Source organism: Thermoanaerobacter sp. CM-CNRG TB177 (assembly GCF_018588165.1).
Taxonomy (GTDB): domain Bacteria; phylum Bacillota; class Thermoanaerobacteria; order Thermoanaerobacterales; family Thermoanaerobacteraceae; genus Thermoanaerobacter; species Thermoanaerobacter thermocopriae.
Map to the genome: position 1 here is coordinate 49,641 of NZ_JAFCAC010000044.1, position 26,330 is coordinate 75,970.

The 26,330-nt window shown below is 33.5% G+C and carries 25 protein-coding genes, 1 tRNA gene and 2 other annotated features (1 of these 28 only partly in view); all 26 genes read left to right on the forward strand.

The genetic code is table 11. The annotated features are described in order from the left end of the window. The first annotated feature begins 15 nt into the window (after nucleotides 1-15). Nucleotides 16-612: a glycerol-3-phosphate 1-O-acyltransferase PlsY gene (gene plsY / locus I4N53_RS03315; RefSeq protein WP_214495571.1), complete on the forward strand. Its 597-nt coding sequence runs from the start codon at nucleotides 16-18 to the stop codon at nucleotides 610-612. A gap of 15 nt (nucleotides 613-627) precedes the next feature. Then, a complete protein-coding gene (locus I4N53_RS03320; RefSeq protein WP_214495572.1) occupies nucleotides 628-1,620 on the forward strand; it encodes an NAD(P)H-dependent glycerol-3-phosphate dehydrogenase in 993 nt (330 codons plus the stop codon). A 121-nt stretch (nucleotides 1,621-1,741) separates the two neighbouring features. Further along, nucleotides 1,742-3,220: a stage IV sporulation protein A gene (gene spoIVA / locus I4N53_RS03325; protein WP_006570266.1), complete on the forward strand. Its 1,479-nt coding sequence runs from the start codon at nucleotides 1,742-1,744 to the stop codon at nucleotides 3,218-3,220. 54 nt (nucleotides 3,221-3,274) lie between these two features. Next, nucleotides 3,275-3,350: transfer RNA gene (locus I4N53_RS03330), tRNA-Pro, on the forward strand. A gap of 436 nt (nucleotides 3,351-3,786) precedes the next feature. Continuing rightward, nucleotides 3,787-5,037, forward strand: a complete 1,251-nt coding sequence (locus I4N53_RS03335) for a 2-hydroxyacyl-CoA dehydratase subunit D (RefSeq protein ID WP_214495573.1) — start codon at nucleotides 3,787-3,789, stop codon at nucleotides 5,035-5,037. Between the two features lie 22 nt (nucleotides 5,038-5,059). Continuing rightward, on the forward strand, nucleotides 5,060-6,682 hold the full coding sequence (locus tag I4N53_RS03340; RefSeq protein WP_214495574.1) for an acyl-CoA dehydratase activase: 1,623 nt from the start codon (nucleotides 5,060-5,062) through the stop codon (nucleotides 6,680-6,682). Between the two features lie 40 nt (nucleotides 6,683-6,722). Then, nucleotides 6,723-7,868, forward strand: a complete 1,146-nt coding sequence (locus I4N53_RS03345) for a sugar diacid recognition domain-containing protein (protein ID WP_214495575.1) — start codon at nucleotides 6,723-6,725, stop codon at nucleotides 7,866-7,868. Between the two features lie 136 nt (nucleotides 7,869-8,004). After that, nucleotides 8,005-9,138 carry a glycerate kinase gene (locus tag I4N53_RS03350; protein WP_214495576.1) on the forward strand — a complete coding sequence of 378 codons (1,134 nt, stop codon included), beginning with the start codon at nucleotides 8,005-8,007 and terminating at the stop codon, nucleotides 9,136-9,138. A gap of 21 nt (nucleotides 9,139-9,159) precedes the next feature. Further along, nucleotides 9,160-10,503 carry a GntP family permease gene (locus I4N53_RS03355; protein WP_214495577.1) on the forward strand — a complete coding sequence of 448 codons (1,344 nt, stop codon included), beginning with the start codon at nucleotides 9,160-9,162 and terminating at the stop codon, nucleotides 10,501-10,503. 250 nt (nucleotides 10,504-10,753) lie between these two features. After that, nucleotides 10,754-11,131 (forward strand): RidA family protein, encoded by a 378-nt coding sequence (locus tag I4N53_RS03360; RefSeq protein ID WP_009052493.1) that lies wholly within the window; start codon nucleotides 10,754-10,756, stop codon nucleotides 11,129-11,131. Nucleotides 11,132-11,426: 295 nt separating this feature from the next. Continuing rightward, nucleotides 11,427-12,614: an HlyD family efflux transporter periplasmic adaptor subunit gene (locus tag I4N53_RS03365; RefSeq protein ID WP_214495578.1), complete on the forward strand. Its 1,188-nt coding sequence runs from the start codon at nucleotides 11,427-11,429 to the stop codon at nucleotides 12,612-12,614. A gap of 6 nt (nucleotides 12,615-12,620) precedes the next feature. Next, on the forward strand, nucleotides 12,621-13,325 hold the full coding sequence (locus tag I4N53_RS03370) for a YggS family pyridoxal phosphate-dependent enzyme (RefSeq protein WP_214495604.1): 705 nt from the start codon (nucleotides 12,621-12,623) through the stop codon (nucleotides 13,323-13,325). Between the two features lie 3 nt (nucleotides 13,326-13,328). Continuing rightward, nucleotides 13,329-13,742: a cell division protein SepF gene (locus tag I4N53_RS03375; RefSeq protein WP_003867666.1), complete on the forward strand. Its 414-nt coding sequence runs from the start codon at nucleotides 13,329-13,331 to the stop codon at nucleotides 13,740-13,742. 16 nt (nucleotides 13,743-13,758) lie between these two features. Then, complete coding sequence (locus I4N53_RS03380) at nucleotides 13,759-14,061, forward strand: YggT family protein (protein WP_003867667.1); 303 nt, start codon at nucleotides 13,759-13,761, stop codon at nucleotides 14,059-14,061. Continuing rightward, nucleotides 14,058-14,804: an RNA-binding protein gene (locus I4N53_RS03385; protein WP_003867668.1), complete on the forward strand. Its 747-nt coding sequence runs from the start codon at nucleotides 14,058-14,060 to the stop codon at nucleotides 14,802-14,804. The genes I4N53_RS03380 and I4N53_RS03385 overlap by 4 nt, the downstream gene beginning before the upstream one ends. Nucleotides 14,805-14,831: 27 nt before the next feature. Further along, a complete protein-coding gene (locus I4N53_RS03390) occupies nucleotides 14,832-15,317 on the forward strand; it encodes a DivIVA domain-containing protein (RefSeq protein ID WP_003867669.1) in 486 nt (161 codons plus the stop codon). Continuing rightward, nucleotides 15,307-15,552, forward strand: a complete 246-nt coding sequence (locus tag I4N53_RS03395) for a TM1266 family iron-only hydrogenase system putative regulator (RefSeq protein WP_214495579.1) — start codon at nucleotides 15,307-15,309, stop codon at nucleotides 15,550-15,552. The genes I4N53_RS03390 and I4N53_RS03395 overlap by 11 nt, the downstream gene beginning before the upstream one ends. A gap of 134 nt (nucleotides 15,553-15,686) precedes the next feature. Continuing rightward, nucleotides 15,687-15,906 (forward strand) — a binding site (T-box leader). A gap of 48 nt (nucleotides 15,907-15,954) precedes the next feature. Then, entirely contained in the window at nucleotides 15,955-18,753 is a 2,799-nt protein-coding gene (ileS, locus tag I4N53_RS03400; protein ID WP_013150446.1) for an isoleucine--tRNA ligase, read from the forward strand. A 46-nt stretch (nucleotides 18,754-18,799) separates the two neighbouring features. Further along, nucleotides 18,800-20,095, forward strand: a complete 1,296-nt coding sequence (locus I4N53_RS03405) for an amidohydrolase (protein ID WP_214495580.1) — start codon at nucleotides 18,800-18,802, stop codon at nucleotides 20,093-20,095. Nucleotides 20,096-20,227: 132 nt separating this feature from the next. After that, nucleotides 20,228-21,613, forward strand: coding sequence for a hypothetical protein (locus I4N53_RS03410; protein WP_214495581.1), 1,386 nt, complete (start codon nucleotides 20,228-20,230; stop codon nucleotides 21,611-21,613). Nucleotides 21,614-21,617: 4 nt separating this feature from the next. Beyond that, nucleotides 21,618-21,899 carry an EscU/YscU/HrcU family type III secretion system export apparatus switch protein gene (locus I4N53_RS03415; RefSeq protein ID WP_214495582.1) on the forward strand — a complete coding sequence of 94 codons (282 nt, stop codon included), beginning with the start codon at nucleotides 21,618-21,620 and terminating at the stop codon, nucleotides 21,897-21,899. Between the two features lie 141 nt (nucleotides 21,900-22,040). Further along, nucleotides 22,041-22,688 (forward strand): L-fuculose-phosphate aldolase, encoded by a 648-nt coding sequence (locus tag I4N53_RS03420; protein WP_028992311.1) that lies wholly within the window; start codon nucleotides 22,041-22,043, stop codon nucleotides 22,686-22,688. 205 nt (nucleotides 22,689-22,893) lie between these two features. Then, on the forward strand, nucleotides 22,894-23,934 hold the full coding sequence (gene mtnA / locus I4N53_RS03425; protein WP_013150441.1) for an S-methyl-5-thioribose-1-phosphate isomerase: 1,041 nt from the start codon (nucleotides 22,894-22,896) through the stop codon (nucleotides 23,932-23,934). 63 nt (nucleotides 23,935-23,997) lie between these two features. Continuing rightward, nucleotides 23,998-24,768, forward strand: a complete 771-nt coding sequence (locus I4N53_RS03430) for an S-methyl-5'-thioinosine phosphorylase (RefSeq protein WP_012995425.1) — start codon at nucleotides 23,998-24,000, stop codon at nucleotides 24,766-24,768. Nucleotides 24,769-24,779: 11 nt separating this feature from the next. Further along, nucleotides 24,780-25,970, forward strand: coding sequence for a PLP-dependent aspartate aminotransferase family protein (locus I4N53_RS03435; RefSeq protein ID WP_012995424.1), 1,191 nt, complete (start codon nucleotides 24,780-24,782; stop codon nucleotides 25,968-25,970). Nucleotides 25,971-25,982: 12 nt separating this feature from the next. Continuing rightward, on the forward strand, nucleotides 25,983-26,276 hold the full coding sequence (locus tag I4N53_RS03440; RefSeq protein WP_012995423.1) for a thiamine-binding protein: 294 nt from the start codon (nucleotides 25,983-25,985) through the stop codon (nucleotides 26,274-26,276). Nucleotides 26,277-26,316: 40 nt separating this feature from the next. Next, nucleotides 26,317-26,330 (forward strand) — a binding site (T-box leader) (it continues 285 nt past the right edge of the window).

Below are 26,330 nucleotides of genomic sequence, written 5' to 3' on the forward strand. Positions count from 1 at the left end.
GAAAGGGGGGGAAATATGTACGCTCTTTTACCAGCCGTCATTGCTTATTTGATTGGTTGCATAAACAATGCATATATTTTAACAAAATATACGCGAAAGATAGACATTCGTAATTATGGAAGTGGAAATGCAGGGGCTACGAATGTCTTAAGAGTGTTAGGATATAAAGCTGCGGCTCCTGTTTTTGCACTAGATGTGTTAAAAGGAGTAATTGCAGTTTTAATTGGGAAATATTTAATGGGTACTACTGGTGCTATGATTGCAGGAATAGCAGTGGTATGTGGTCATAACTGGCCTGTGTTTTTAAAATTTAGAGGGGGAAAAGGAATTGCTACAAGTGTTGGAGTTGTAATGACTGTAAGTCCTCTTTTAGGGCTCATAGCCTTAGCAATTGGGGTTACAGTAATTGTTTTGACAAAATACGTATCTTTAGGGTCCATAACAGGGTCGGTTACTTTTGTGCTTTTAAATGCAATCTTTTGGAATTCAACACAAATATTCATATTTTCGCTTATTCTGGCATCTTTAGCAATTTTCCAACACCGTTCTAATATAAAACGTTTGCTGGCGGGAACAGAATCCAAGCTGGGACAAAAGACGGAAATAAAATGAGAAAGGAAAGTGGTCATGAAAATATCAGTATTAGGTGCGGGAAGTTGGGGAACAGCTATAGCGATACACTTAAACCGACTTGGGCATCAAATTACATTGTGGCTGAGAGATAAAAATCAGTTTGAGGAAATTGTGTCTACTCGTCACAATAAAAAATATCTTGATGTTGATATTCCTCAAGAAATTTCCATTACTACTGATTTAAAAGAGGCAGTAACTAACTCTGAAATAGTAGTAATCGCAGTACCTTCTCATGCTGTGAGAGAGATATCGGAAAAATTAAAAGAGGTAGTTGATAAAAACTTTATTGTGGTAAATCTTGCAAAGGGAATAGAGACTTCCACTTTAAAAAGAATGTCTGAAGTCATAAAAGAATATCTTTCAAATGATGTAGTTGTTTTGTCAGGTCCTAGTCATGCTGAGGAAGTAGTCAGGCAAATTCCTACAGCCTGTGTTTTAGCCTCTTTGAATGTTAAAGCTTGTGAGGTAGTGCAAGATGCCTTTATGGATGAAAACTTTAGGTTGTATATAAACAAGGACGTTGTGGGAGTGGAATTAGGAGGATCATTAAAGAATATTATAGCCTTGGGAGCTGGAATTTCAGACGGGCTTGGATTTGGCGATAATACCAAAGCTGCTCTTATGACAAGAGGTCTTGCGGAAATTACTCGTTTGGGTGTCGCGTTAGGTTCTGATCCGTTGACGTTTTTAGGTTTGGCAGGTGTAGGAGACCTCATTGTCACTTGTACCAGCATGCTTTCACGAAATAGAAGAGCAGGGATACTTATAGGTAAAGGTAAAAGTTTAGAAGAAGCATTAAAAGAGATAGGAATGGTAGTAGAAGGAGTTAATACTACAAAATCCGCCTACAGACTTTCTCAAATTCATAAAATAGAAATGCCAATAACTAAAGAAATTTATTCCATACTTTTTGAGGGTAAAAATCCCTATGAGGCTGTTTATAGCCTTATGACGAGAGATAAAAAACATGAATTGCACGGTATTTGATCTCCGGTTTTCCGGAGATTTTATTATATTTCAATATTTTTTACATATAAATGTACTGTTAAAGCATATATATATGAGTGAGAAGAAAAGGATATGGGGATATAAAAAGGAGGGAAATGGGTTGGAAAACTACGATATCTATAAAAATATTGCAGAAAGAACACAAGGGGATATCTACATAGGAGTAGTAGGCCCAGTGAGAACAGGTAAATCGACTTTTATTAAGCGATTTATGGACATATTAGTACTGCCATACATAGAAAATCTTCCCCAAAAAGAGAGAATAAAAGATGAATTGCCACAAAGTGCAGCAGGCAAAACCATAATGACTACTGAGCCTAAATTTGTTCCTGAAAAAGCGGTAGAGATAACAATTAATGAAAACACGAGGTTTAAAGTGAGATTAGTAGATTGTGTAGGATATATGGTCAAAGGTGCACTGGGATACATGGAAGGGGATAAGCCACGTATGGTGTCTACTCCTTGGTATGATTATGAAATACCTTTTGAGGAAGCGGCAGAAATAGGAACAAAAAAAGTCATAAATGACCATTCTACAATAGGATTAGTGATGACCACTGATGGAAGCATAACCGACATACCGCGAGAAAATTATGTAGCAGCAGAAGAAAGGGTAGTAAAAGAATTAAAAGAATTGAATAAACCTTTTATAATAGTGCTAAATACAACTGATCCTCAAAGTCCCGAAACAATTAATTTAGCAAAAGAATTAGAGAAAAAATACGATGTACCTGTTGTTGTTTTAAATGTACTTAAAATGGAAATACCAGACATTCATGCAATTTTGGAAAAAGTCTTATTTGAATTTCCCATACGGGAGATTGCAATTGATTTGCCTAAATGGGTAGATGCTCTTGATAAAAGTCATTGGCTTAAGCAAAATATAATGGAAACAGTAAAAGAAAACATAAAAGATTTGTTTAGATTAAGAGATATACCTAAGTTAGTTGGTGGTCTTAAAGCAAATGAAAACTTTTCTGAGGTGTTTATAAAGAAGATAACTCCAGGTGAAGGCTGTGCAAATGTTGAAATAAAAACCCAGGAAGGCTTATTCTTTAAGATATTAAGTGATGAAAGCGGACTTGAAATTCAGGGTGATAAAGAATTAATGACAATGATGAGAGAATTGGCTTATGCAAAAAGACAGTATGATAGAGTTAAAGATGCTTTTTTACAAGCTGAAAAAACAGGTGTAGGAGTGGTACCTGCAAGCCTTGATGACATGAAGTTTGAAAAACCCGAAATAGTAAGGCAAGGTGGGAGATTTGCGGTAAGGCTTAGAGCTTCTGCTCCTTCATATCACATATTTAGAACTGATATTACGGCAGAAGTATCGCCAGTTGTAGGAACAGAAAAGCAAAGTGAAGATTTTGTAAAATATTTGACAGAACAGTTTGAGAGCGATCCAGAAAAAATTTGGGAATCTAACATTTTTGGCAAGACCTTGAGTGACCTTGTAAAAGAGGGAATGCAAAACAAGATTGGCACCATTCCCGAAAACTTAAGTCATAAACTGAGAGATACATTAGAAAGAGTAGTGAATGACAGCGGAGGCGGAATAATCTTTATAATCATTTAACTATTGATTTTTTCTTTTATCTCGTTTATAATAAAAGCTGAACATAGTTTCTTTCTGGGTGTGGCGCAGCTGGTAGCGCGCCAGAATGGGGTTCTGGAGGCCGGGGGTTCAAGTCCCCCCACTCAGACCAGTGCTTACAGCATAGTACCGCTTACCTCTAAATGAAAAGGAGGTAGGCGATTTTATTTTAAAGATTTTTTATACAGGGATTTAAAAACTTTTTAGTGAAAACATTAATTAGTAAACATAACAATGTAAAATTTTAAAAACTGTAGTAATATTGAATTAAGGAATTTTATTCTTTTGCCAATGAATGGAATTAATTTAAAGAAGGGAAAATGATGAATGAAATAAGTATTGTGCATCTTAGGGTTTGCTACTTTTATTCATGTAGATGAAAATAGAAGACCAGCGCCGCATAATGTTACTTTATTGAGCCTGAAAATGAGGAAGAAAGAATGCTTGGAGAAAGGGCAAAACAAAATTATTTACGAGATGAGAAATAAATATCAACTGGAGAAAAAACCACTTCTGTAAGGAAAGGGAGTTTATGGGGTAGTGATAAAATGGATACAATAAAGATTTATACCAATATTATAAAAGAGAATATGAATAGACCTGAAAAAGTAAATAAGCTAATAAACTTTGGCCTTGCCGCTGCTTATTATTATGTGAGCTTTTTCAAAGACAAGAGGATTCCCAAATCTCTTCATTACCTAAATAAATATTCTATAAAGAGCATAAAAGATTCTTTAGCAAATCCTCAAAATTCTGCTTGGGTAAACATCTTTGCACCATCTGAATTTTTGATTGCTATAGACATAAAGCCCTTATTTATTGAAGCATATTCTTCTTTCATGTCAGGCTTCTTCATCGAAGATTATCTTATTGATACTGCCGAATCGAGAGGCATGTCAAATACTTTATGCAGTTACCATAAAACTTTTATAGGAGCCAGTGAACTTGATATTCTCAAAAAACCTAAATTTATGATGACCACTTCTATGATCTGTGATGCAAATATACCTACTTTCAAGTATCTTTCAAAAAAACACGGGGTTCCACTGTACATTATTGATATTCCCTACAAATATTCTAAAGATGCCGTAGTGTATGTAAAAAAACAGCTTTTAGAAGTGGCGGGAAAGATTGAGGAAGTTTTTAATAGAAAGCTTGATATTGATAAATTGAGGGAAGTTGTAAGAACAGAAAATAAAACAAGAGCACTTATGAAAGAATATTTAAATTATGCGGGAGAAAAAAGATTTATACCTACTATGACCTTTGAAATGTACATGCTCTTTGCATCCCATGTATTCATTGGAAGTAAGGAAGTATTACATTTTTATGAGATGTTAGTGGAGGATATAAAAAGAGCTCCTGAAAGAAGTGGAAAAAGCATATTTTTTATACACCTTCTTCCTATGTTTGAGAAAAATTTTAAAGATTACTTTAATTTCAACGATAAATTTCACATTGCTGGTAGTGATTTGAATTATGATTTTCTTGAGGAAATTGATGAAAACGACCCATTCAAAGGAATTGCTGAAAAGCTTATCTTAAACTCTTTTAATGGTGAAATAAATAGAAAAGTTGCAAGAATCAAAGAACTGATAGAAAAAATAAAGCCAGACGGCATTATACAGTTTTGTCATTTGGGCTGTAAGCAGTCCATGGGTGGAACGTTTATAATTAAAAATCTTGCCTCAGAATTGGGTATTCCATTTCTTTATTTAGATGGGGATTGTGTAGACAAAAGAAATAATCAAGAGGGACAGAATAGGACGAGGCTCGAAGCCTTTCTTGAAATGCTTTAGTAATCCTTCTGGAGGTGAAAAATTGATAGGGTATATTTGCAAATACACGCCTGTAGAAATAATAGAAGCTTTTGGAGAAAAACCGGTAAGACTTGATCCAGGATATAAGTCTCATCAGCGTGCTGAAGCACTGATTCATTCAAATATGTGCAGCTTTGCAAAAGGGGTTTTGGAAAATATAATTGAAAATAATATTGAAGAGGTTGTATTAACTGCCTGTTGTGATAGTATAAAAAGACTTTATGATGTGTTAAAAGATAAAGTAAAATTTATCCATCTTCTAGACCTCCCCAGAAAAAAAGATCCTCTCGCAATAGATCTTTTTTACAATGAAATAATTGAATTTATAGAAGCGTATCAGGCCTTTAAAAACAAGAATTTTGCTGAAGAAAGTTTGCTAAAAATTCTAGAAAGCAAGTCTTTTAATAAAGAAAAGAAATCCACTGAAAGCATTGCTATATTAGGTGCGAGGCTTAAAGATGATGTTATAGAAAAAATCACAAATTCTTGTACAGCAAAGGTAATAAATTTTACCTGCACAGGTGAAGAAAGAGTATTCGATATCGAAGCAAAAGATAATTTATTAAAAAGCTACGCGGAATCGCTTCTTAATTTAACACCCTGTATGAGAATGGCAGAAGATCGAAGCAAGTTAATCAATAAAGAATTGAAGGGGATAATATACAATACTATAAAGTTCTGTGATTTTTATTCCTATGAGTATGCTGAGCTCAAAAGCAAAACAGACCTCCCACTTTTAAAAATTGAAACTGACTATAACGATTCAAATAGCGGACAGATTTTAACAAGAATAGATGCCTTTTTGGAATCAACCGGTATTAAAAAGATGGAAAAACAGAAAGCCAAGAAAGGATATTTTGTAGGAGTGGATAGTGGCTCTACTTCTACAAATGTAGTCATAATCGACGAAAACAAAAACGTAATATCATATTCTATTATTCCAACAGGTCCTAAAGCTCTAGAAAGTGCTTTTAAAGCTTTTGAAATTGCTTTAAACAGTGCGGGCCTTCAAAAAAAGGATATTACATCAATAGTAGCAACAGGGTATGGAAGAGTAAGCATTCCCTTTGCAGATAGAATTATAACTGAAATTACCTGTCACGGAAAAGGCGCATTTTTTATAGACAATGCTATTAGAACTGTTATAGATATAGGTGGACAGGATAGCAAAGTGATAAGGTTAGATGACAGCGGCAATGTTATTGATTTTGTGATGAATGACAAATGTTCAGCAGGGACAGGCCGGTTTCTTGAAGTAATGGCGAGAACGTTAGGCATTTCAATAGAAGAAATGGCAAAAGTCCATAAGGAAGTAAAAGAAAATATCACGATTACCAGTATGTGCACTGTATTTGCAGAATCGGAAGTAATATCTCTTATTGCCCAAAATAAGGATCAAAGGGATATAATACATGCCCTCAATAAAGCCGTTGCTTCAAAAGCAGTTTCCCTGGTCGACAGAATAGGGAGAGAAGGGAAATACATGATGACAGGTGGCGTTGCCAAAAATCAGGGGGTAGTTTATGCCATCGAAAGCAGGCTCGGCGAAAAACTTATAATTCCATTTGAACCACAGATTATTGGAGCACTTGGAGCAGCGCTAATTTCACTTGAAGGTAAATGAGGGTATCACTATAGTCAATTAATTTTTAAGAGGGATGCTTATGCTCAGTCATGAGGATTATCAAAAGATTGTAAATAGGCTTATGAATATTCTTGGCAAAAATATAAACATTATGGATACAAAAGGGGTAATTATAGCATCAGGAGATTCTACAAGGATAGGCTCTTTCCATGAAGGGGCAAAAATTGCAGCCTCGAGAAAGATTGATGTTATTATAGATGATAGCAATATAGAATATTACAAAGGAACTAAAAAAGGGATAAACATTCCTTTGTTTTATAATGGTGAAGTAATAGGTGTTGTTGGAATTACGGGTGAACCAAAAGAAATAATTGGCTTTGGCAGAATAATTAAGGAATTAGTTGAGCTTATGGTCCAAGAATATGAGAATAAAAAATATGAAACATTACATTCAAGAGCAATGGTAAGTTTCATTAAAGAAATTCTCAATCATCCTAATATAGGGCATGAGGAAGAAAAAATTTTAGAAAGCAGAGCTAAACTTATAGGCTTTGATATAAAAAAGCAGAGAAGTTTAATTGTTGCTGATATTAGAGGCTTTAATGATTTTATTTTATCCAAAAACTTAAAAGAGATAGATATTCAAGAATTAAAGGAAAACATTGTAGAATTTATAAAAAGTAAATTAAATCACGATGAGATAGTCTTTAACTTTAACGAAGATAGATTTGTTATAATGCTGAGCTCTAAAAACCCTATGCCTTTCTGTAAAGAACTTCAAGAAGGGGTTAAAAAGAAATTTAATCTTTCCTGCATCATAGGAATAGGTCCAGATTGTAAAGATATAAAAAACTATCATACTTCTTTTACAATTGCAAATAAATTAATAGATATTGGGAGAAAGATTGATAAAGATATTTTAGATTTTAAAGATTATAAAATAGAACTATTGATTCATAGCTTATCCATTAACAATAGCAAAGTATTCTTTGAAGAATATAGAGATATTTTAAATTCGAAAAACAAAGATATAATAAACACTATTAAAGTTTATTTTGAAAGCGGGATGAATATAAATCTTGCTTCTAAAAAACTTTTCATTCACAGAAATACTCTTACCTATAGATTAAATAAGATAAAAGAAAAATTTAATGTAGATATAACAAATCCCTATGTTTGTATGAAAGTTTATATATCAATATTGATTAATCAATTATCCCCTTGAGTGATGAGGGGTTTTATTATTTATGCACAAAAATTATATAGAAATTATAACAAACTATTGTTCTTTTTGAATATTTTAAATAAACAAGTTTTATGATAAAGTTAAAATCGTAGTGATGATATTTGGTGGTGATGTTGTGAAGATTCTTATAGCTCCCGATAAATTCAAAGAAAGTTTATCCGCTTTAAAGGTTGCAGATAGCATAGAAAAAGGAATTTTAAAGGTTTTCCCAAAAGCCGTTATTGAGAAAGTCCCTATGGCAGATGGTGGCGAAGGGACTGTTGAATCATTAGTTGATGCAACTGGAGGAAAAATAATAAAAACAAATGTAAAAGATCCTTTATTTAGAGATATTGAAAGCTTTTATGGAATATTAGGTGATGGCAAAACAGCAGTTATAGAAATGGCTGCTGCCTCAGGACTTTATCTTTTGAAGGATTATGAGAGAAACCCCATGATCACAACAACATACGGAACCGGTCAGCTTATAAAAGATGCTTTAGATAGAGGCTGCAGAAAATTCATTATAGCAATAGGTGGAAGCGCAACAAACGATGGTGGTGCTGGCATGGCAACAGCGTTAGGAGTTAAATTTTATGATAAAGATGGTAGAGAAATAGGTCTTGGAGGAGGCGCACTTTCAAAAATTTATTCAATAGATACTTCAAATCTTGATGATAGATTAAAAGAATGTAGGTTTATTGTAGCCTGCGATGTAGCAAATCCTTTAATTGGAGAAAATGGTGCGTCAAGAGTTTACGGTCCCCAAAAGGGCGCTACAAAGGAGATGGTAGAAGTTTTAGATAAAAACCTTGAACATTATGGTAAACTTTTAGAAAAGTATTTTAATAAAAAAATAATAGATGTTCCAGGTTCAGGTGCTGCAGGCGGCTTAGGCGCAGGACTTATGGCATTTTTAAATGCGCAGTTAAAAAGTGGTATAGAAATAATAACTGAAACATTAAAACTTGAAGAAAAAATAAAAGAAGCTGATATAGTAATTTCCGGTGAGGGAAAAATAGATTTTCAAACAGCGTTTGGGAAAACAATTTCAGGAATAGCTAAATTGTGCAAAAAGCATAATAAACCGCTTATTGTAATAGCAGGAACGGTTGAAGATATAGAAAAACTTTATGAGATTGGAGTTAGCAGCGTTTTTTCAACTATGGAAAAACCAATGTTTCTTGAAGATGCCATAAAAAACGCACCAACATTATTAGAAAAATCTGCTGAGAGAATTTTTAGGTTAATCAAAGCCATAAAGGCTTAAAAAAATAAAGGAGGGTTTTTAATGTCAGGTCCATATTTAGTTTTTATTCTATTCTTGACTATACTTTTTATCGTAATTGCAACAGCAAAATTTAAACTTCATCCATTCTTAGCCCTTATTTTCGCATCATATTTTTTAGCTTTTGCAGCATTTATGCCATCTGATAAAATTGCAGGGATAATTTCTCAAGGCTTTGGTAACACACTCACAAGCATAGGAATAGTAATAATAGCTGGTGTTATCATAGGAACCATTCTTGAAAAATCAGGTGCTGCAATCAAAATGGCTGAAACAATTATTAAGTTTGTAGGAGAAAAGCGACCTACAATAGCAATGAGTATCATAGGTTGCATTGTTTCTATACCTGTTTTCTGTGATAGTGGATTTATAATTCTTTCTTCATTGAACAAAGCTTTAGCAAAGAAAACGAAAACATCTCTTGTTGCAATGTCTGTAGCACTTTCAACAGGACTTTATGCAACACACGTTTTAGTTCCACCGACTCCAGGTCCAATTGCGGCTGCTTCCAATCTTAAACTTAATAATCTTTTATTGGTTATTTTAATAGGACTTTTGGTAGCGATACCAGCAATGATAGCAGGTAATATATTTGCTAATAAAGTTGCTTCAAAATATCAAGCTAATATTGATGAAAGCATAAGCTATGAGGAAGTTTTAAAAAAATACGGCAAACTTCCAGATGCTTGGAAATCATTTGCCCCAATTGTTGTTCCCATAATTTTAATGGCACTTGGCTCAATCGCAAAGTTCCCAGGTGAACCATTTGGAGAGGGCTTTTTTTATAAACTATTTGTATTTTTAGGAACACCTGTAAATGCACTTTTAATAGGTATGTTCTTTGCATTTTTGCTTTTACCAAATTTAAGTTCTGAAACATTAAATTCCTGGATTGTCGAAGCAATAAAGGATTCAGCAACAATATTAATTATAACTGGAGCAGGTGGTTCATTAGGTAATGTAATTAAAGAAATAGGAGTAGGTGATTATCTCGGACAAACTTTGTCGGGATTAAATCTTGGTATGTTTTTGCCATTCATTATTGCAGCAGCAATTAAAACTGCACAAGGTTCTTCGACCATTTCCATTATAACAACATCAGCATTAATGCTTCCGCTACTACCATCTTTAGGATTTACTTCAGATATTGCAAAGGCCCTTGTGGTTGCGGCAATAGGTGCAGGTGCTATGACCGTTAGCCATGCAAACGATAGTTATTTTTGGGTTGTTTCTCAATTTGGTGGAATAGATGTTAAAACTGCATACAAGACTCAAACTGTTGCAACTCTAATAATGGGAATTGTAACAATTATCACAGTTCTCGCTTTGTCGTTGTTCCTACTTTAATTTAAAAAAATAAAAAAAGGAGAGGCGGAATTCTCACCTCTCCTTTTTCAATGTATTTTTTGGGAAGTGCAGAGAGGGGAAGTAGGGCTAAGTATGGGGTTTAATATTAAAATTTTTGACAACAAAGGAGTGCAAAAAATTTTATAATCATTAAAAAAATATTGATAAGCCATAAATATTAATGATATAATATTTCGTGTATTCAGATTTTACATATTGTATAACACTTTTACTGAAAGGATGAAAATAAATGAAAACCATAATAAACACCGATACCGCCCCTAGAGCTATTGGACCATATTCGCAAGCTGTAATGATAGACGGCTTTTTGTACACATCAGGGCAAATAGCAATTGATCCTGCTACAGGAGAACTTGTAGAAGGAGGTATCGAAGCGCAGACGGAAAGGGTTTTAGAGAACATAAAAGCGATTTTAAAAGCTGCGGGGATGGACCTTAACAATGTTATAAAGGCAACTGTATTTGTCACTAACATGGGGGATTTTGCTAAAATTAACGAAATTTATGGAAGGTATTTTAAAGACAATCCACCTGCCCGTTCTTTAGTTGAAGTAAAAAGTCTTCCTAAGGGTGCTCTTATAGAAATAGAAGTCGTTGCTCATAAATAAATTTTTCTCGTAAACTCTCCTTGGAATTGTAAGGCGTACAAATTTATTTATCCCTCTAGTTACAATTATACTGTTTTACCTAAAATTTCTCTTATAGATTTACTTATGAGCCGCCAATATTGAGGCATTTTACTGCGAGATTAGAACCGGTAGAATAAAAAATAAGGGGATGGGCAATTCACCATCTCCTTATTTTGTCTATAAAAATATCGAAAACTGTGATAAAATGAATATATGCATAAATTTGTAGAAGGAAAATCGGCATTTATATAGAATATATTGATAGGTGAGAGATGTGAAAAAATTAGCTAAAATTGTAGTTATATTATTGGTGATAGTTTACATAAGTAAAGTAGGAATAACGACTTTTGCAAACAAAAATAAAACTACAGTAGTGACTTATGGAAGTATTTTAATAGCCTTTAATGCCCAAGGATATGTTATAAAGAATGAAATGTTGATAAATGCTCCTTTCGATGGCAAAATAAAAAAACTTGTACAAAGTGGAGAAAAAATTCCGAAAGGTACTCCTATTGTGCAAGTTTATTCTGCCGATTTTGATGAAGAAAAACTACATCAATTAGAAGAGATAGACAGAGAACTAAAAAATCAGGATACTAATATACCTTTTTATTCAGATATTCAAAAATTAGACAACATGATAAAGACAGAAGAGCAAAATTATCAAAATGCGATACAGCAAAATAGCCCTGATGCAGATAAAATACAAAAAAGGATTGAAGACTTAAAAGCCAAAAAAGAAGAAATTTTAAGTAAAGGGCCAATAATACTTCAAAGAATTGAAAACTTAAAAGAGCAAAAAGAGTATTTAGAAAAGTATGTAGAAAAAAATGCGATTACTATAAATTCACCAGAGTCAGGAATTGTAAGTTACTATTTTGATGGCAGTGAAAGTATTCTAAATGAAAGAAATATGTTCAATTTAAATCCGACACAACTTGAAAATTTAAACTTTCAATCCAAAGAAATTAGTACAGAAGTAAAAGGAGATTACCCTTTTGTAAAAATAGTGGATAATTTGGAGTGGTATTTAGCGTTGGTTTTAAATGAAAAACAACAGGACTTATTAAAAGAAGGTAGTAATGTGAAAATTTTGATTGATAATTATAGTGGTGAATTGCGGGGAAAAGTTATAAAAACCTACAAAGGTGACGATAAATTATATATAGGAATAATTGAGAAGATAGATGAATATCCCAACTTTTATAAAACTTCTAAAATAAATGTAAAAGTTAAAGTTAAAGAGTTCAATGGACTTAAAATACCTCTTTCTTCTATTGTGCAAAAAGAAGGAAAAGAAGGAGTTTTTGTAATAAAAAATGGCAAAGTTCCTACTTTTAAAGAAGTAGTAATAAAGGCTACAGATGGCAAATATGCAATTGTAGAAAGCGTTGATAAAACATCTGGATTAAAAATATATGACGAAATAGCGGTAAATGGAGAGGATTACTTGAGCAAATAAGGGGGGATAAATACGACTATATGTGAAAATATAAGAAAAATAAAGGAAAACATAAAAGAGCATGCGTTAAGGGTAAACAGAAATCCAGAGGAAATATTAATTGTGGCAGCTACTAAAACTTTCGGTGTAGAGACTATAAAAGAGGCTATTGCTTGTGGCATAACTGACATAGGTGAGAATAAGGTTCAAGAGTTAAATGAAAAATATCCTTATTTAAAAAATGAGGTAAAATTTCACTTTATAGGACATTTACAGACAAACAAAGTGAAATACATTATTGACAAAGTTAAGTTGATACATTCTTTAGATAGTATTAAACTGGCAGAAGAAATAGACAAAAGGGCTAAACAAAAGAGTCTCATAATAGATTGTTTGGTGGAAATCAATATTGGTGGAGAGGAAAGTAAATACGGAATTCCTCCTGAAGAAATGCATAATTTTGTTAAAGAAATGGAAAAATATGATAATATGAGAATTAGAGGGCTTATGGCAATAGCTCCTTACCTTCCACCAGAAGAGGTAAGGCCCTATTTTAGAAAGATGAAAGAATTATTTGAAGAGCTAAAAGAAATTAAGCAACATAATGTACAAGTAGAATTTTTGTCAATGGGTATGTCCAATGACTATTGGGTAGCAGTTGAAGAAGGGGCGAATATTGTTAGAATTGGCACTTCTATTTTTGGGCAAAGACAATATAATGTGGAGGGATAATTAATGTCTTCAAAAATGATTGATAAATTAATGAGTTTCTTTGGTATCGATGAGCCAGAAGAAGAGAAAGAAGAAGTAGACTCTTTACAACCTGTCATACCTTACGATAGAAAGCCTAAAATTGTCAATATTCATACACAGCCCCAAGTAAAAGTTTTGATTTTAAAGCCAGAAAAGTTTGAACAAGTGATGAATATATGTAATGAATTGAAAAATAAAAAACCGGTGATTGTAGATTTACAAAAGATGGACAAAAATGAAGCTCAAAGAGTAGTGGATTTTTTAAGCGGTGCAGCCTATGCTCTTAATGGAGAGATAAAGAAGATATCTGGCTATATATTTTTAGTTGCGCCTGAGAATTTTGATATTACAGGGGATATAAAAGATGAAGTAAATTCTTTATACAATCTAAATTGATAAGGAGGAAATGATTTTGCCTGTAAATTTTGCAATTTTAACAGCATTAGATTATTTTTTTGAAGTTATAAATTGGCTTATATTGATAAGGGTTATTTTATCTTTGCTACGAATGGAGAATATGTCAAATCCACTTTCTCGCTTTGTGATCGTAACGACAGAACCAATACTTGAGCCTTTTAGGGCATTACAATTTAGGTCTTCTATTGGAAGAAATTTAATGATAGATTTTTCGCCAGTTTTGGCGATTTTGGTGATTCAGTATTTAGTTCGTCCTTTAGTTTTTAAATTAGTATTATTACTGATGAGGTATATATGATGGACAAGGAATTTACTGTATCCCGATTTGAAGACATAATTAAAGGCGTTTTAAAATCTAAAAGAGTAAAATATACAGACTTTTTAAGCCTCTCTGAACAAAAAATTTTTGAAAAAACTATATTAAAGTATCGACAGCAAGATATAAACTATAATCTAGATGGAGGATATCCTTTAGCAGAAAGAAAGATAGCAATTATTTACCCCGATTTTTTACAGCCGGAAGATACCCCTATTTGCGCTGTAAGAATTGAAGGCAATTTTTCTAAGCTATCTCATAGAGATGTGTTGGGTTCACTTTTAGGGTTAGGGATAAAAAGACAAAAAATAGGCGATATAATTGTAAAAGAGGATAAATGTGACATATTGTTACATAAAGATGTGGAAAGTTATGTACTTATGAACCTTTTTAAAGTCGGGAAAGAGAAGGTAAGAGTTAATTCAATTGACTTGAAAGATGTGATAGAACCTGAAATAAAATATAAGGACATTTTTTCTACCGTAGCCTCACTACGGGTTGACAGTGTGGCAGCTGCAGGTTTTGGTATATCAAGGACGAAGGCTTCAGAACTTATAAAGTCCGGTCTTCTTCAAATAAATTGGGAGTATACAGAAGACCCTTCTTCAGAAGTAAAAGAGGGAGATGTAATTTCTTTACGTGGTTTTGGAAGAATTAGATTAGAAGAAGTGAGAGGTAATACAAAAAAAGGTCGCGTTTCTGTACATATTCTAAGGTTTATATAATGTTACAAAAGAAAAGGAGGTAATATTATGCTGACGCCTATGGATATACATAATAAAGAATTTAAGCGGTCTTTTAGGGGTTATAATGAAGAGGAAGTGGACGAGTTTTTGGATAAAATTATGGAAGACTATGAAATGTTATACAAAGAAAATGCGGAGTTAAAAGATAGAATTAATATAATGAATGAAAAACTTCAAAGTTACATAAATATGGAGAACACTTTAAACAATACTTTGATTGTTGCTCAAAATACTGCAGAGGAATTGAAAAGAAATGCAGAAAAAGAAGCACAACTTATCATACAAAATGCACAACAAAATGCAGAAAAAATATTAGAGAAGGCAAATCAAGAAGTTGTAAGAATAAGAATGGAGTTAGAAAGATATCGCAAGCAATTAAATGTTTTTAAAGCGAAATTTAAATCTCTTTTAGAAGCCCAGTTGGAATCAATACTTTCAATAGATGAGAAAGAATTGATTCCAGATGAGGATGAGGAGAAGGATGCAGAATAGATTAGGGGTTGTTGGAATATTGATTCAAAATAGAGAAAATGTGGCGGATAGGGTAAATCACATATTGAGTGAGTACGGCCACATTATTGTAGGAAGAATGGGTATACCCTATAAAGATAGGGGAGTATCGGTTATCGCTTTAATAGTTGATGGTACAACGGATGAAATAGGGGCTCTTACTGGTAAACTTGGAAGTCTTCCTGGTGTAAAAGTTAAATCTGCTCTTACCTCTTGAGTCTATATACTCCTAGGTCGTGTAAAATTTTAGTAGGTAAGGCTAAGTAGTTGACATTTTGCTTGAGCTTTTCCGGGACATATGTACTATTGACGAAACACTTATGGTATTATATAATTGTGTAAAAAATATTGTTAAAAGCTGTGATGAGGACGAGTAAGTAGAAGCGACTTCCAGAGAGTTGGCGGTAGGTGCGAGCCAATAAGTCTGTTTCTACTGAAAATCACCTCGGAGCTGCAGGCTGAAATAGGAGTAAGCTGTGCCGGGTTTCCCGTTATCTTAAATGAGAGATTAAGGCAAAGTTTTTCTTTGTCTTAATAAGTAGGGTGGTACCGCGAACTTCTCGTCCCTGACGAGAAGTTTTTTAGTTTGAAAGATAATATTTAAAAGGAGGTAATGTCGGTGGATTACAACAGGACACTTAATTTGCCGAGGACAGATTTTCCTATGAAGGCTAATTTGCCAACACGAGAGCCAGAGATATTAAAAAAATGGGAAGAAATGGATATTTATCATAAAACATTGGAAAAAAATAAAGGTAAGGAAAAATATATTTTACACGATGGGCCACCTTATGCTAATGGAGATATACACATTGGGACTGCCATGAATAAAGTGTTAAAAGACATTATAGTGAAATACAAAACGATGAGAGGCTATTACGCTCCTTATGTACCAGGATGGGACACACACGGTCTTCCTATTGAACAACAAGCTATAAAGACTTTGGGTATTAAAAGGCATGAAGTAAGTCCTACAGAATTTAGAAAAGTGTGTAGGGATTTTGCCTTTTCACAGATTGAAAAACAAAAAGCTCAATTCAAAAGATTGGGAGTAAGGGGAGATTGGGATAATCCTTATCTTACTTTGAACCCTGAATATGAAGCTAATCAGATAGAAGTATTTGGGGAAATGGCTAAGAAAGGTTATATCTATAAAGGGCTAAAGCCTGTGTATTGGTGTCCCAGCTGTGAGACTGCTTTGGCAGAAGCGGAAATTGAATATTTTGATGAGACGTCTGATTCTATATATGTAAAATTTAGAGTTAAAGATGATTTAGGAAAATTTAAAGGAATTGTTGATGACTTAAATAATGTTTATTTTGTAATATGGACTACAACTACTTGGACTATTCCTGCCAATCTTGCTATTGCTTTAAATCCAGAGTTTGATTATGCGCTTGCAAAGTTTGGAGACGAAGTATATATAATGGCAAAAGATATGTTAGATACTGTTAAAAAGGAAGCTCACTTGGGAGATTATGAGATAGTTGCTTTATTTAAAGGAAAAGATTTAGAGGGCATGAAGGCTATCCATCCTTTATATGACAGAGATTCTTTAATAATCTTGGGTGAGCATGTGACTTTAGAAGCGGGTACTGGCTGTGTTCACACTGCTCCCGGCCATGGGGAAGAAGACTTTTTAGTTGGGCAAGAGTATGGTCTTGAGGTTTTAAATCCAATAGATGACAAAGGATATTTTACAGATAAAGCGCCAGGATATGCTGGTCTGTATTATGAAGAGGCTAACAAGGTTATAAAAGAAGACTTGAAAAAAGCTAATGCATTGGTAGCAGAAAGCCATATTACTCACTCATATCCTCATTGCTGGAGATGTAAAAGTCCAATAATATTTAGAGCAACAGAACAATGGTTTGCTTCTGTAGAAGGATTCAGAAAAGAAGCACTAAAATCTATTAAAGAAGTGAATTGGTATCCTTCTTGGGGCGAAGAGCGCATAACTAACATGGTAAAGGATAGACGAGACTGGTGTATTTCAAGGCAAAGGGTGTGGGGGGTGCCAATTCCTATATTCTACTGTGAAAACTGTGGAAAACCTCTTATAAATGATGATACAATAAATGCAGTTAAAGAGATCTTCAGGCAAAAGGGTTCAGATGCATGGTTTGAAATGTCAGCTGAGGAGATATTACCAAAAGGGATTACTTGTGAATGCGGTTCTATAAGGTTTAGAAAAGAGACAGATATAATGGATGTGTGGTTTGATTCAGGTTCCAGCCATGCAGCTGTGCTGCAAACTCATCCTGACCTAAAGTGGCCTGCAGAGCTTTATTTAGAAGGTTCAGACCAACACAGAGGATGGTTCCAGTCTTCCCTCTTGACATCTGTGGCAACGCGTGGCAAAGCACCCTACAAAAACGTATTGACCCATGGGTTTGTCGTAGATGGTGAAGGAAGAAAAATGTCAAAGTCTTTAGGAAATGGTGTTGACCCGGCTGATGTTATAAAAGAATATGGAGCAGATATTTTGAGGCTTTGGACTGTTTCTGCTGATTTTACTTCAGATATGAGGATTTCAAAAGAAATTTTAAAACAGATGACAGAAGCTTACAGAAAAATACGTAATACCAGCAAGTTTTTGTTAAGCAATCTTTATGACTTTGACCCTGATAAGGATATGCTCCCTTACGAAGAACTCTTAGAAATAGATAAATGGGCTTTATACAGGCTTAACAGAGTAGTTGAAGAGCTTACAGAGGCTTTTGATAAATATGAATATTACGATTTTCTCCATCTGGTTCATACATTCTGTGTAGTAGATATGAGTAGCCTCTACTTGGACATTTTAAAAGACAGATTGTACACTTATCCTGCTGCTTCTAAAGAGAGAAGAGCGGCTCAAACGACACTTTACATTATTTTAGACACTCTTGTAAGGTTGATAGCACCAGTGCTTACATTTACTTCAGAAGAAATATGGTCATATATGAAGCACGACAGTCAAAATAATTTTGAAAGTGTTCAGTTAGCTGATTGGCCAGAGGTCCAAGAAAAATACAATAATCCTTATATAATAGAAAAGTGGGAAAAGCTTTTTGACATAAGAAAAGATATTTCTAAAGCTCTTGAAATAGCGAGAAGTGACAAGAAGATAGGTCATTCTTTAGAAGCACAAGTGGATATATATCCATCTCAAGAACTTTATGAATTCTTTAAAAGATTTAATGACCTCGAATATGTGTTCATAGTTTCAAAAGTGGTACTTCATCAACCAGAAGAAACTGTTCCTCAAGATGCTTATAAAAGCGAGGATTATGATTTAAAAATTATAGTAACCCATGCACCAGGTGAAAAATGCGAACGCTGCTGGATGTACAGTGATACAGTAGGAACTATAAAAGAACACCCAACCATTTGCGCAAGATGTGCTTCACATATTGAACACCAACCACAAGTTTAAAAAGGGGATTTTTCCCCTTTTTAAATATATTGTTAGGAGGTGTATTATGAATTTACTTATTAAAAACATAGCTTTGCTACCTATGGAAGGAGAACAAACTATTATAGAAAGTACTAACATTTATATTAAAGGAGACACAATAACTTACATAGGAGAAATCAATCCGGATATGAAAGTTGACAGGGTTATAGATGGTACAAAAAAAATCGCAATGCCAGGTCTTATAAATGCTCATACTCATTTGGGAATGTCTTTGCTCAGAAATTATGCTGATGATGTACCCTTATTTGATTGGCTAAATAAACATATCTGGCCCGTTGAATCTAGGCTTTCAGCAGAAGATATTTATTGGGGATCTTTGTTGAGTATGATAGAGATGATTTATTCTGGCTCTACTACTTTTTGTGATATGTATTTTTTTATGGAAGAAGTAGCTAAGGCAACAGAAGAAGTAGGAATAAGAGGAGTGTTGACAAGGGGTATTATAGAAGAGAGTGATGTTAAAGCAAATAAAGAAAAGTTAAGAGATACGAGAGAACTTTATAATACCTGGCATAACAAAGCAGAAGGAAGAATCAAAGTAATGGTGGGCCCACATGCACCTTATACTTGTAGCCCCTCCTATTTGAAAGAAATAGTAGAATTAGCTAAGGAGTTAAATACAGGAGTTAATATTCATGTGGCAGAAACAAGTCAAGAAGTAAAAGAGAGTTTCCAAAAGTATGGAAAATCTCCTGTGAAGCATTTAAAAGATATAGGAGTATTTGACGTTCCAACTGTAGCGGCTCATTGCGTTCATGTAAGCGATGAAGACATTGAAATATTAAAGGAAATGAAGGTATCACCAGTTTACAATCCTACCAGTAATGCCAAGTTAGCCAGCGGTTTTGCTCCTGTGAATCAAATGCTAAAAAAGGGAATAAACGTAGCTTTGGGAACAGATGGTCCAGCCAGTAACAATAACCTAAACATGTTTGAAGAGATTCATTTTGCTGCGACCATCAATAAAGCTTTAAATTACGATGCACTTGCTGTACCGGCTTTAGAAGCTTTAAAAATGGCGACTATAAATGGAGCTAAGGCTTTATTGTGGGATAAAGAGATAGGTTCCATCAAAGTAGGAAAAAAAGCGGATATAGTGATTATTGACATTGACAAACCCCATTTTTATCCACACAACAGTTTAATTTCTGCTTTAGCTTATACTGCTCAAGCATCAGATGTGGATACAGTAATAATAAATGGTAAAATAATAATGGAAAATAGGGAAATAAAAACCGTAGATGTGGAAAGAGTAATTTATAATGTAGAGAAAAGGGCAAAAGATTTGATACGAAGATAATTGATGCTTTTATCTACTGCGTAATCTTACAGACTAAAAATTTACGAGAATTTTTTGTAAGCTTAGGACAGTCCGCTTTTTGAACGCTGCGACAGGGATCATTTCTTTTTTAGAAAATTTTGGGTGAGGAAGATGACTGGAATTGATAATAATTTTATAGTGTTTTACCAAAAACAAAATCCTGTAACAGAGATACTTGATTTAACAAATAGTACAGAGGATGTCATTTGTGAAGTTGTAAAAATAGATGGGAAGAATTTGATGCTTAAAATGGGTTCTAAAATAATGTTTGCAACAAACAATTCTTCTTTTTCTTTTAAACAGGGCGACAAGGTTTTGCTAACTCAACCTAAATATCAAGATGGTAAAATAATTTTTAAAGTTGCCCATTTTTTTCTAAATAAAAATGCTGTTATAACAAACTTCAATACCAGAGATATTCTCCTTCACAAAAATCCCGTTAAATTATTATTATCGAAAACTAGAAGCAACAATCTAAACCTATCAACTAATATAGTTGAAGCAGAAAAGGAACAGTATGTGACTTTTATAGAAGCAAAAAAAATTCCGCAACCTCTTTTGAAATTTGTAAAAGGAGTAGGAGCTTTTATAGGGACATTAGAAACAGACGGGGAAACTTTTCTTATAAAGGTTGGAGATACCTTTTTTGAAATAGATGGTGAGCTACTAGATTTGCCGCAAAAAGGAGAATTTGCAAGTAAGGACATCATGAGTCTCAAAAGCAATGATTTTTTGTTTATTTTCAACCAAGAAAAAGGACTTTTCATAATTCCCAAAGAGAGGATATTAAAGGAGGATTTCAACAGTTTCATATTAAATATCCTTTCGAACACCTCAATCCGACCAAAGGATGAAGAAGACGTTTTAGCAATTTTGAGCTTAATTCTTGCCAAAAAGCCTCTTACAAAAGAAGAGTTCTTCAAAGAAAAGGTACAGATTCATAAATTTATAGAAAAGCTGGCTGATTTTTATAAAGAAGAATTACAACCAACCAAAGAAGATGTATTTCTTTTATTTAAGGTTTTGCAGCAGAATAGAGTAACTAAGTCCAAAATTGCTCAGATATTAGATACTGTGAGGTTTAATGATAAGAGTCATATAAAATTTGACTTTGGTAGCTTTTATTTGAATATATTTAATCTCAAATTAGATGTAAATAATAACTCTTTTGAAATTCAATTTTTTGTGAATAGAAAAAAAGAATTAGATTTTAAAGCAAATTCAGTCATGATTAGACTTAACACTCAAAACTTAGGATGTATAGGTGTTTATGTAAAAAGAGTTTATTCAAACAAGTTCGAAGCTATTTTTATTTCAGATAGACTCTCTACACTGAAATTGGTAAACGACAAAGAAAAAATTTTAATTGAGTCTTTAAAGGCTACAGGGTATAGTTTAGAGCTTGATTACAGAATGGAAAAAACTTCGACGCGTAGTGCAATCATGAATTTTTTAATTCTTGAAACAGGACTTCAAAAGATTGATATAAGGGTGTGAAATAATGGGTGGTAAGAGACGAAAAAAAGCAGTAGCTCTCAAATATGACGTTCAAGATATTGCACCAAAGGTAGTTGCAAAAGGACAAGGGTTTATAGCTGATAAAATTCTTGAAAAAGCGCAGCAACAAAAGCTTCCCATTTATAAAGATGAAGAAGTTGTAGAAAAATTGTATAATTTAGAAATACAACAATATATTCCAGAAGATTTATATAACATTGTAGCAGAAATTTTGATTTTTATTGGTTACTTAGATAAAATAGCCAAAAATGAAACGAATGGGTAATGAAGAATCAAAAGCGATCGATTTGAAAAATTGTCTAAAATAACAAACTTGACAGTTTATTTGCAATATTATATGATTTTCTCAGAACAACTTGTCAAACAACTTATCTTACAAAATGCTTAAAAATCGAGGGTGATAACGTTGCTAATGCAATCAGAAAGGGAACAAATAGTAGAGTATGGGAAAAAACTCATAACTTCTAATCTCACTAGAGGTACAGGAGGAAACTTAAGTATTTATAATCGAGAAAAAGGTTTGATGGCTATAACACCTTCTGGAATGGATTATTTTAAAATTCGGTCAGAGGATGTCGTAGTAATGGATTTAAATGGGAAAATAGTAGAGGGCGATAAACAGCCTTCTTCAGAATATGAAATGCACAAAATTTTTTATGCTAACAGGCAAGATATAAATGCAATTATACACACCCATCCAGTATATACTACTACTCTTGCATGTTTAAATTGGGAGCTTCCACCAGTTCACTATTTAGTAGCTTTAGCTGGACCAAATGTGAGATGTGCAAAATATGCGACTTTTGGTACTAAAGAATTAGCGGAAAACGCTTTTGAAGCAATGAAGGACAGAAAAGCTGTTTTATTAGCTAATCATGGATTACTAGTGGGAGCCGAAGACCTGCCAAATGCCTTTAATATAAGTGAGCAGATTGAATATGTTGCGGAGTTGTACTATAAGGCAAAGTCCATAGGAGAACCGGTAATTCTTTCTGAAGATGAGATGAAAGTGATGTTAGAAAAATTTAAAACTTATGGACAAGTTAAAAAATAATTTTAGGAAGGATAAATATAACGGAGTTTAGAAAAAGTAAAAAAGTCTGTTTCTTTAAGCCAAGAAGTAAAGAAAAAAATATTAGAGTACCTACAAAAAGAAAATTTTTACCGGATAATAAATCACCTTCAGAGAGTCAACTGACAAAAATGTTTAAGATTAGTATATATACTAGCGAAAGTAATGAGGATGATGAGGTGGAAAAATGAAAGACATTAAATCAATAGAGTTTAAAGATGAAATTTTATATTTAATTGACCAAAGGAAATTACCTAATAGTTATGAGATTTTTGAATGCAAAACTTATAGTGATGTAAATTTTTCTATAAAAGAAATGATAGTAAGAGGAGCTCCTGCTATTGGTGCTGCAGCAGCCTATGGTGTTGTGCTGGCAGCTAAAGAATTTCTCAAAGAAGATAGAGAAATATTTTTTAAAAAAATGGAGGAGGCCTTAGAAGTTCTTATAAATTCAAGACCTACAGCTGTAAATCTTATGTGGGCAGTAAAAAGGATGAAGAAAGTTATAGAGAAAAACAAGGAGTTAGAACTAATAGATATATATCAAGCTTTAAAAAAGGAAGCAGATAGTATTTATTTAGAAGATATAGAGACTAATAAAAAAATGGCTAAGTTTGGCAACGAAGTAATTAAAGAAAATGCTGTTATTTTAACACACTGCAATACAGGAGCGCTTGCCACTGTAGGATATGGTACAGCCTTAGGAGTCATTAGAGAGGCTCACTATAGTGGTAAGAATATATTTGTGTACGTTGATGAGACAAGGCCTCGATTGCAGGGGAGCAAACTAACGGCTTGGGAATTGGTGCAGGAAGGGATTCCTGCAAAATTAATTGCTGATAGTGTTGCTGCTACTTTAATAAGGGATGGAAAAATAGATGTGATATTAGTAGGAGCTGATAGAATTGCTTTAAATGGAGATACTGCTAACAAGATTGGGACTTTTATGTTATCTGTAATTGCAAAAGTATATAATGTTCCCTTTTATGTAGTAGCTCCCACTAGTACAATTGATTTTGAAATTGAGAGCGGAAAAGAAATAGTAATAGAAGAAAGAAGTCCTGAGGAAATTACTCATATAAACGGTGTTAGAATTGCTCCAGAGGGGATAGAAGTATACAATCCCGCTTTTGATGTGACTCCTCATGAAAACATTACAGGCATAATAACAGAAAAGGGAATAATAAGACCTCCTTTTAAAGAAAACATACTAAAACTAAGAAGTTAAAGTGTCAATTTTTAAAATACCTGGTTGATTGTTATTTATATATGTAAAGGAGGTCCATTTTAAATGGAAAAGGCGATTATTGGTGGTACTGGAGTTTACGAAATAGGACAAAAGGTGTCAAAAAAATTGATAGAGACAAAATATGGAGAAGTGGAAATTGATGTTGTGACTATTGAGGGGGAGGAAATTGTTTTTTTGCCCCGACACGGGAAAAGTCATGCAGTGCCACCTCATCTCGTAAATTATAGGGCAAATATTATGGCATTAAAACAAATGGGAGTAAAATATGTATATGCAACAGCTGCAGTTGGTTCTTTTAATGAAAATTATGAGCCAGGGGATGTTGTAGTACTTAAAGATTTTTTAGATTTCACTAAATCGAGGCCATTGACCTTTTTTGAAGGGGAAGATGGAGTGGTAAGACATGTAGATATGAGTGACCCTTATTGTAGCAATTTAAGAGCAAAATTTTACAATGCTGCTAAAAAAGAAGGCTTACTAATAAAAGGAGATGCAGTTTATGTATGCACTGAAGGTCCACGATTTGAAACTGCACAGGAGATAAGAATGTATAAAAATTTAGGTGCCGATGTAGTAGGGATGACTAATATTCCAGAAGTAATTTTAGCGAAAGAATTAGGAATGTGCTATGCTGCGGTGGGAATAGTTTCAAATTGGGCTACAGGAATGAAGGGCAGTATAACATTACATGAAATAAAGGATACTTTAGAATTAAGCAAAGAAAAGGTGATAAAAACATTTATAAGAGTTTTTTTAGAAGAAAAATTAGATCAAAGTCATTGTAGTTGTAATAGGGCAGTGATTGAATTATAGGAGGAGCGATTATGGAAGCGGATAAAAACTATCGGTTTGATACAAAGGCAATTCATGGGACTAGGTTTAATAGAAATCCTGAAAATGCTTTGAATCCTCCAATTTTCCAAACGACTACTTTTGTTTTTGATGACCTTGAACATGTTGAAAAGGTGATGTCTTTTGAGTCTCAAGACTATGTTTATACAAGAGGTAATAATCCTACTTTAAGATTATTTGAAAACAGATTAGCGGAGTTAGAATATGGCAAAGGGGCAGTAGCTTTTTCTTCAGGTATGGCTGCAATTTCCTCGGTTTTATTTTCTCTTTTAAAACCCAAAGATACTGTAATAGTTCATAAGACTCTGTATGGTTCAAGTTATAACGTGGTGACAAATATATTGACTAAATATGGAATAAATTATAAAATAGTGGACCTTACAGATATAAGCGAATTAGAAAAAAGTATAGATGACTCCACAAAAGTTGTGTATTTTGAGACTCCTTCTAATCCGAACCTGTCAATTATAGATATTGAAGAGGTTGCAAGGGTGTGCCATAAAAAAGGTATTAAAATTGTTGTTGATAACACTTTTGCTACCCCCTATTTTCAAAATCCTCTTCTTTTAGGAGCCGATGTAGTTGTTCATAGTGCTACTAAATATATAGGGGGTCACGGTGATGCACTTGGGGGAGTTGCAGTTTCCCAAGATGAAAAGTATATACATTACTTAAAATTTGATTATATGTGTGAATTTGGTGGGGTAATGAGCCCTTTCAATGCTTGGCTGATGTTGAGAGGCATAAAGACTTTAGGCATAAGAATGAGACAACATGAAAAAAATGCAATAGAAGTAGCAAATTTTTTACATTCGCATCCTAAAGTAAAAAACGTTATGTATCCTGGTCTTAAAAGTTTTAAAGGTTATGAAATAGCGAAAAAGCAAATGAGAGGATTCGGTGCGATGATAAGTTTTGAAATAGAAGGTGGTCTTAAAGAAATAGATAAATTTGTAAATAATTTAAGACTTTGTCAGTTGGCAGTGAGTTTAGGTGATACAGAAACTTTGATTGAGGTGCCTGCTTTGATGACACACAGGGGATATCCAAAAGAAAAGCTTGAGGAATTTGGATTCTCCCAAAATCTTGTGAGAATTTCAGTGGGCCTTGAAAATTATGAAGATATAATAGAAGATTTGGAAGAAGCTTTGAAAAAAGTTTAAAGAGGTGAGAAAGTGCCTATTGTAAATGTTAGTTTACAGGTACTTCCTTTAGTGCCTGAAGAAAAGGTGTATCAAGTTGTAGATAAAGTCATAAAATATATAAAAAGCACGGGTGTTAATTTTATGGTGGGACCAATGGAGACTACAATGGAGGGAGAGTTTGAGCACCTTTTAGAGATAGTAAAAGAAGCTCAAGAAATCTGTGTAAAAGAAGGAGCCAATAGGGTTATCTCTATTGTGAAAATTGATTACAGGTCACAAGGAGTGACGATGGAAGAAAAAATTAAAAAGTATATTGACAAATAATTTAACGCGTTATATTATTAAAATAAAAGTAAGTGCTGATTGAAAACCAATGAG

Excerpts from the sequence above, each read along its gene's own strand:
- I4N53_RS03390 (WP_003867669.1), top strand. The coding sequence starts at position 14,832 with ATGCTGACGCCTATGGATATACATAATAAAGAATTTAAGCGGTCTTTT.
- plsY (WP_214495571.1), top strand. The coding sequence starts at position 16 with ATGTACGCTCTTTTACCAGCCGTCATTGCTTATTTGATTGGTTGCATA.
- I4N53_RS03320 (WP_214495572.1), top strand. The coding sequence starts at position 628 with ATGAAAATATCAGTATTAGGTGCGGGAAGTTGGGGAACAGCTATAGCG.
- I4N53_RS03345 (WP_214495575.1), top strand. The coding sequence starts at position 6,723 with ATGCTCAGTCATGAGGATTATCAAAAGATTGTAAATAGGCTTATGAAT.
- I4N53_RS03360 (WP_009052493.1), top strand. The coding sequence starts at position 10,754 with ATGAAAACCATAATAAACACCGATACCGCCCCTAGAGCTATTGGACCA.
- I4N53_RS03395 (WP_214495579.1), top strand. The coding sequence starts at position 15,307 with ATGCAGAATAGATTAGGGGTTGTTGGAATATTGATTCAAAATAGAGAA.
- I4N53_RS03335 (WP_214495573.1), top strand. The coding sequence starts at position 3,787 with ATGGATACAATAAAGATTTATACCAATATTATAAAAGAGAATATGAAT.
- I4N53_RS03435 (WP_012995424.1), top strand. The coding sequence starts at position 24,780 with ATGGAAGCGGATAAAAACTATCGGTTTGATACAAAGGCAATTCATGGG.
- I4N53_RS03430 (WP_012995425.1), top strand. The coding sequence starts at position 23,998 with ATGGAAAAGGCGATTATTGGTGGTACTGGAGTTTACGAAATAGGACAA.
- I4N53_RS03410 (WP_214495581.1), top strand. The coding sequence starts at position 20,228 with ATGACTGGAATTGATAATAATTTTATAGTGTTTTACCAAAAACAAAAT.
- I4N53_RS03355 (WP_214495577.1), top strand. The coding sequence starts at position 9,160 with ATGTCAGGTCCATATTTAGTTTTTATTCTATTCTTGACTATACTTTTT.
- mtnA (WP_013150441.1), top strand. The coding sequence starts at position 22,894 with ATGAAAGACATTAAATCAATAGAGTTTAAAGATGAAATTTTATATTTA.
- I4N53_RS03415 (WP_214495582.1), top strand. The coding sequence starts at position 21,618 with ATGGGTGGTAAGAGACGAAAAAAAGCAGTAGCTCTCAAATATGACGTT.
- I4N53_RS03385 (WP_003867668.1), top strand. The coding sequence starts at position 14,058 with ATGATGGACAAGGAATTTACTGTATCCCGATTTGAAGACATAATTAAA.
- I4N53_RS03375 (WP_003867666.1), top strand. The coding sequence starts at position 13,329 with ATGTCTTCAAAAATGATTGATAAATTAATGAGTTTCTTTGGTATCGAT.
- I4N53_RS03405 (WP_214495580.1), top strand. The coding sequence starts at position 18,800 with ATGAATTTACTTATTAAAAACATAGCTTTGCTACCTATGGAAGGAGAA.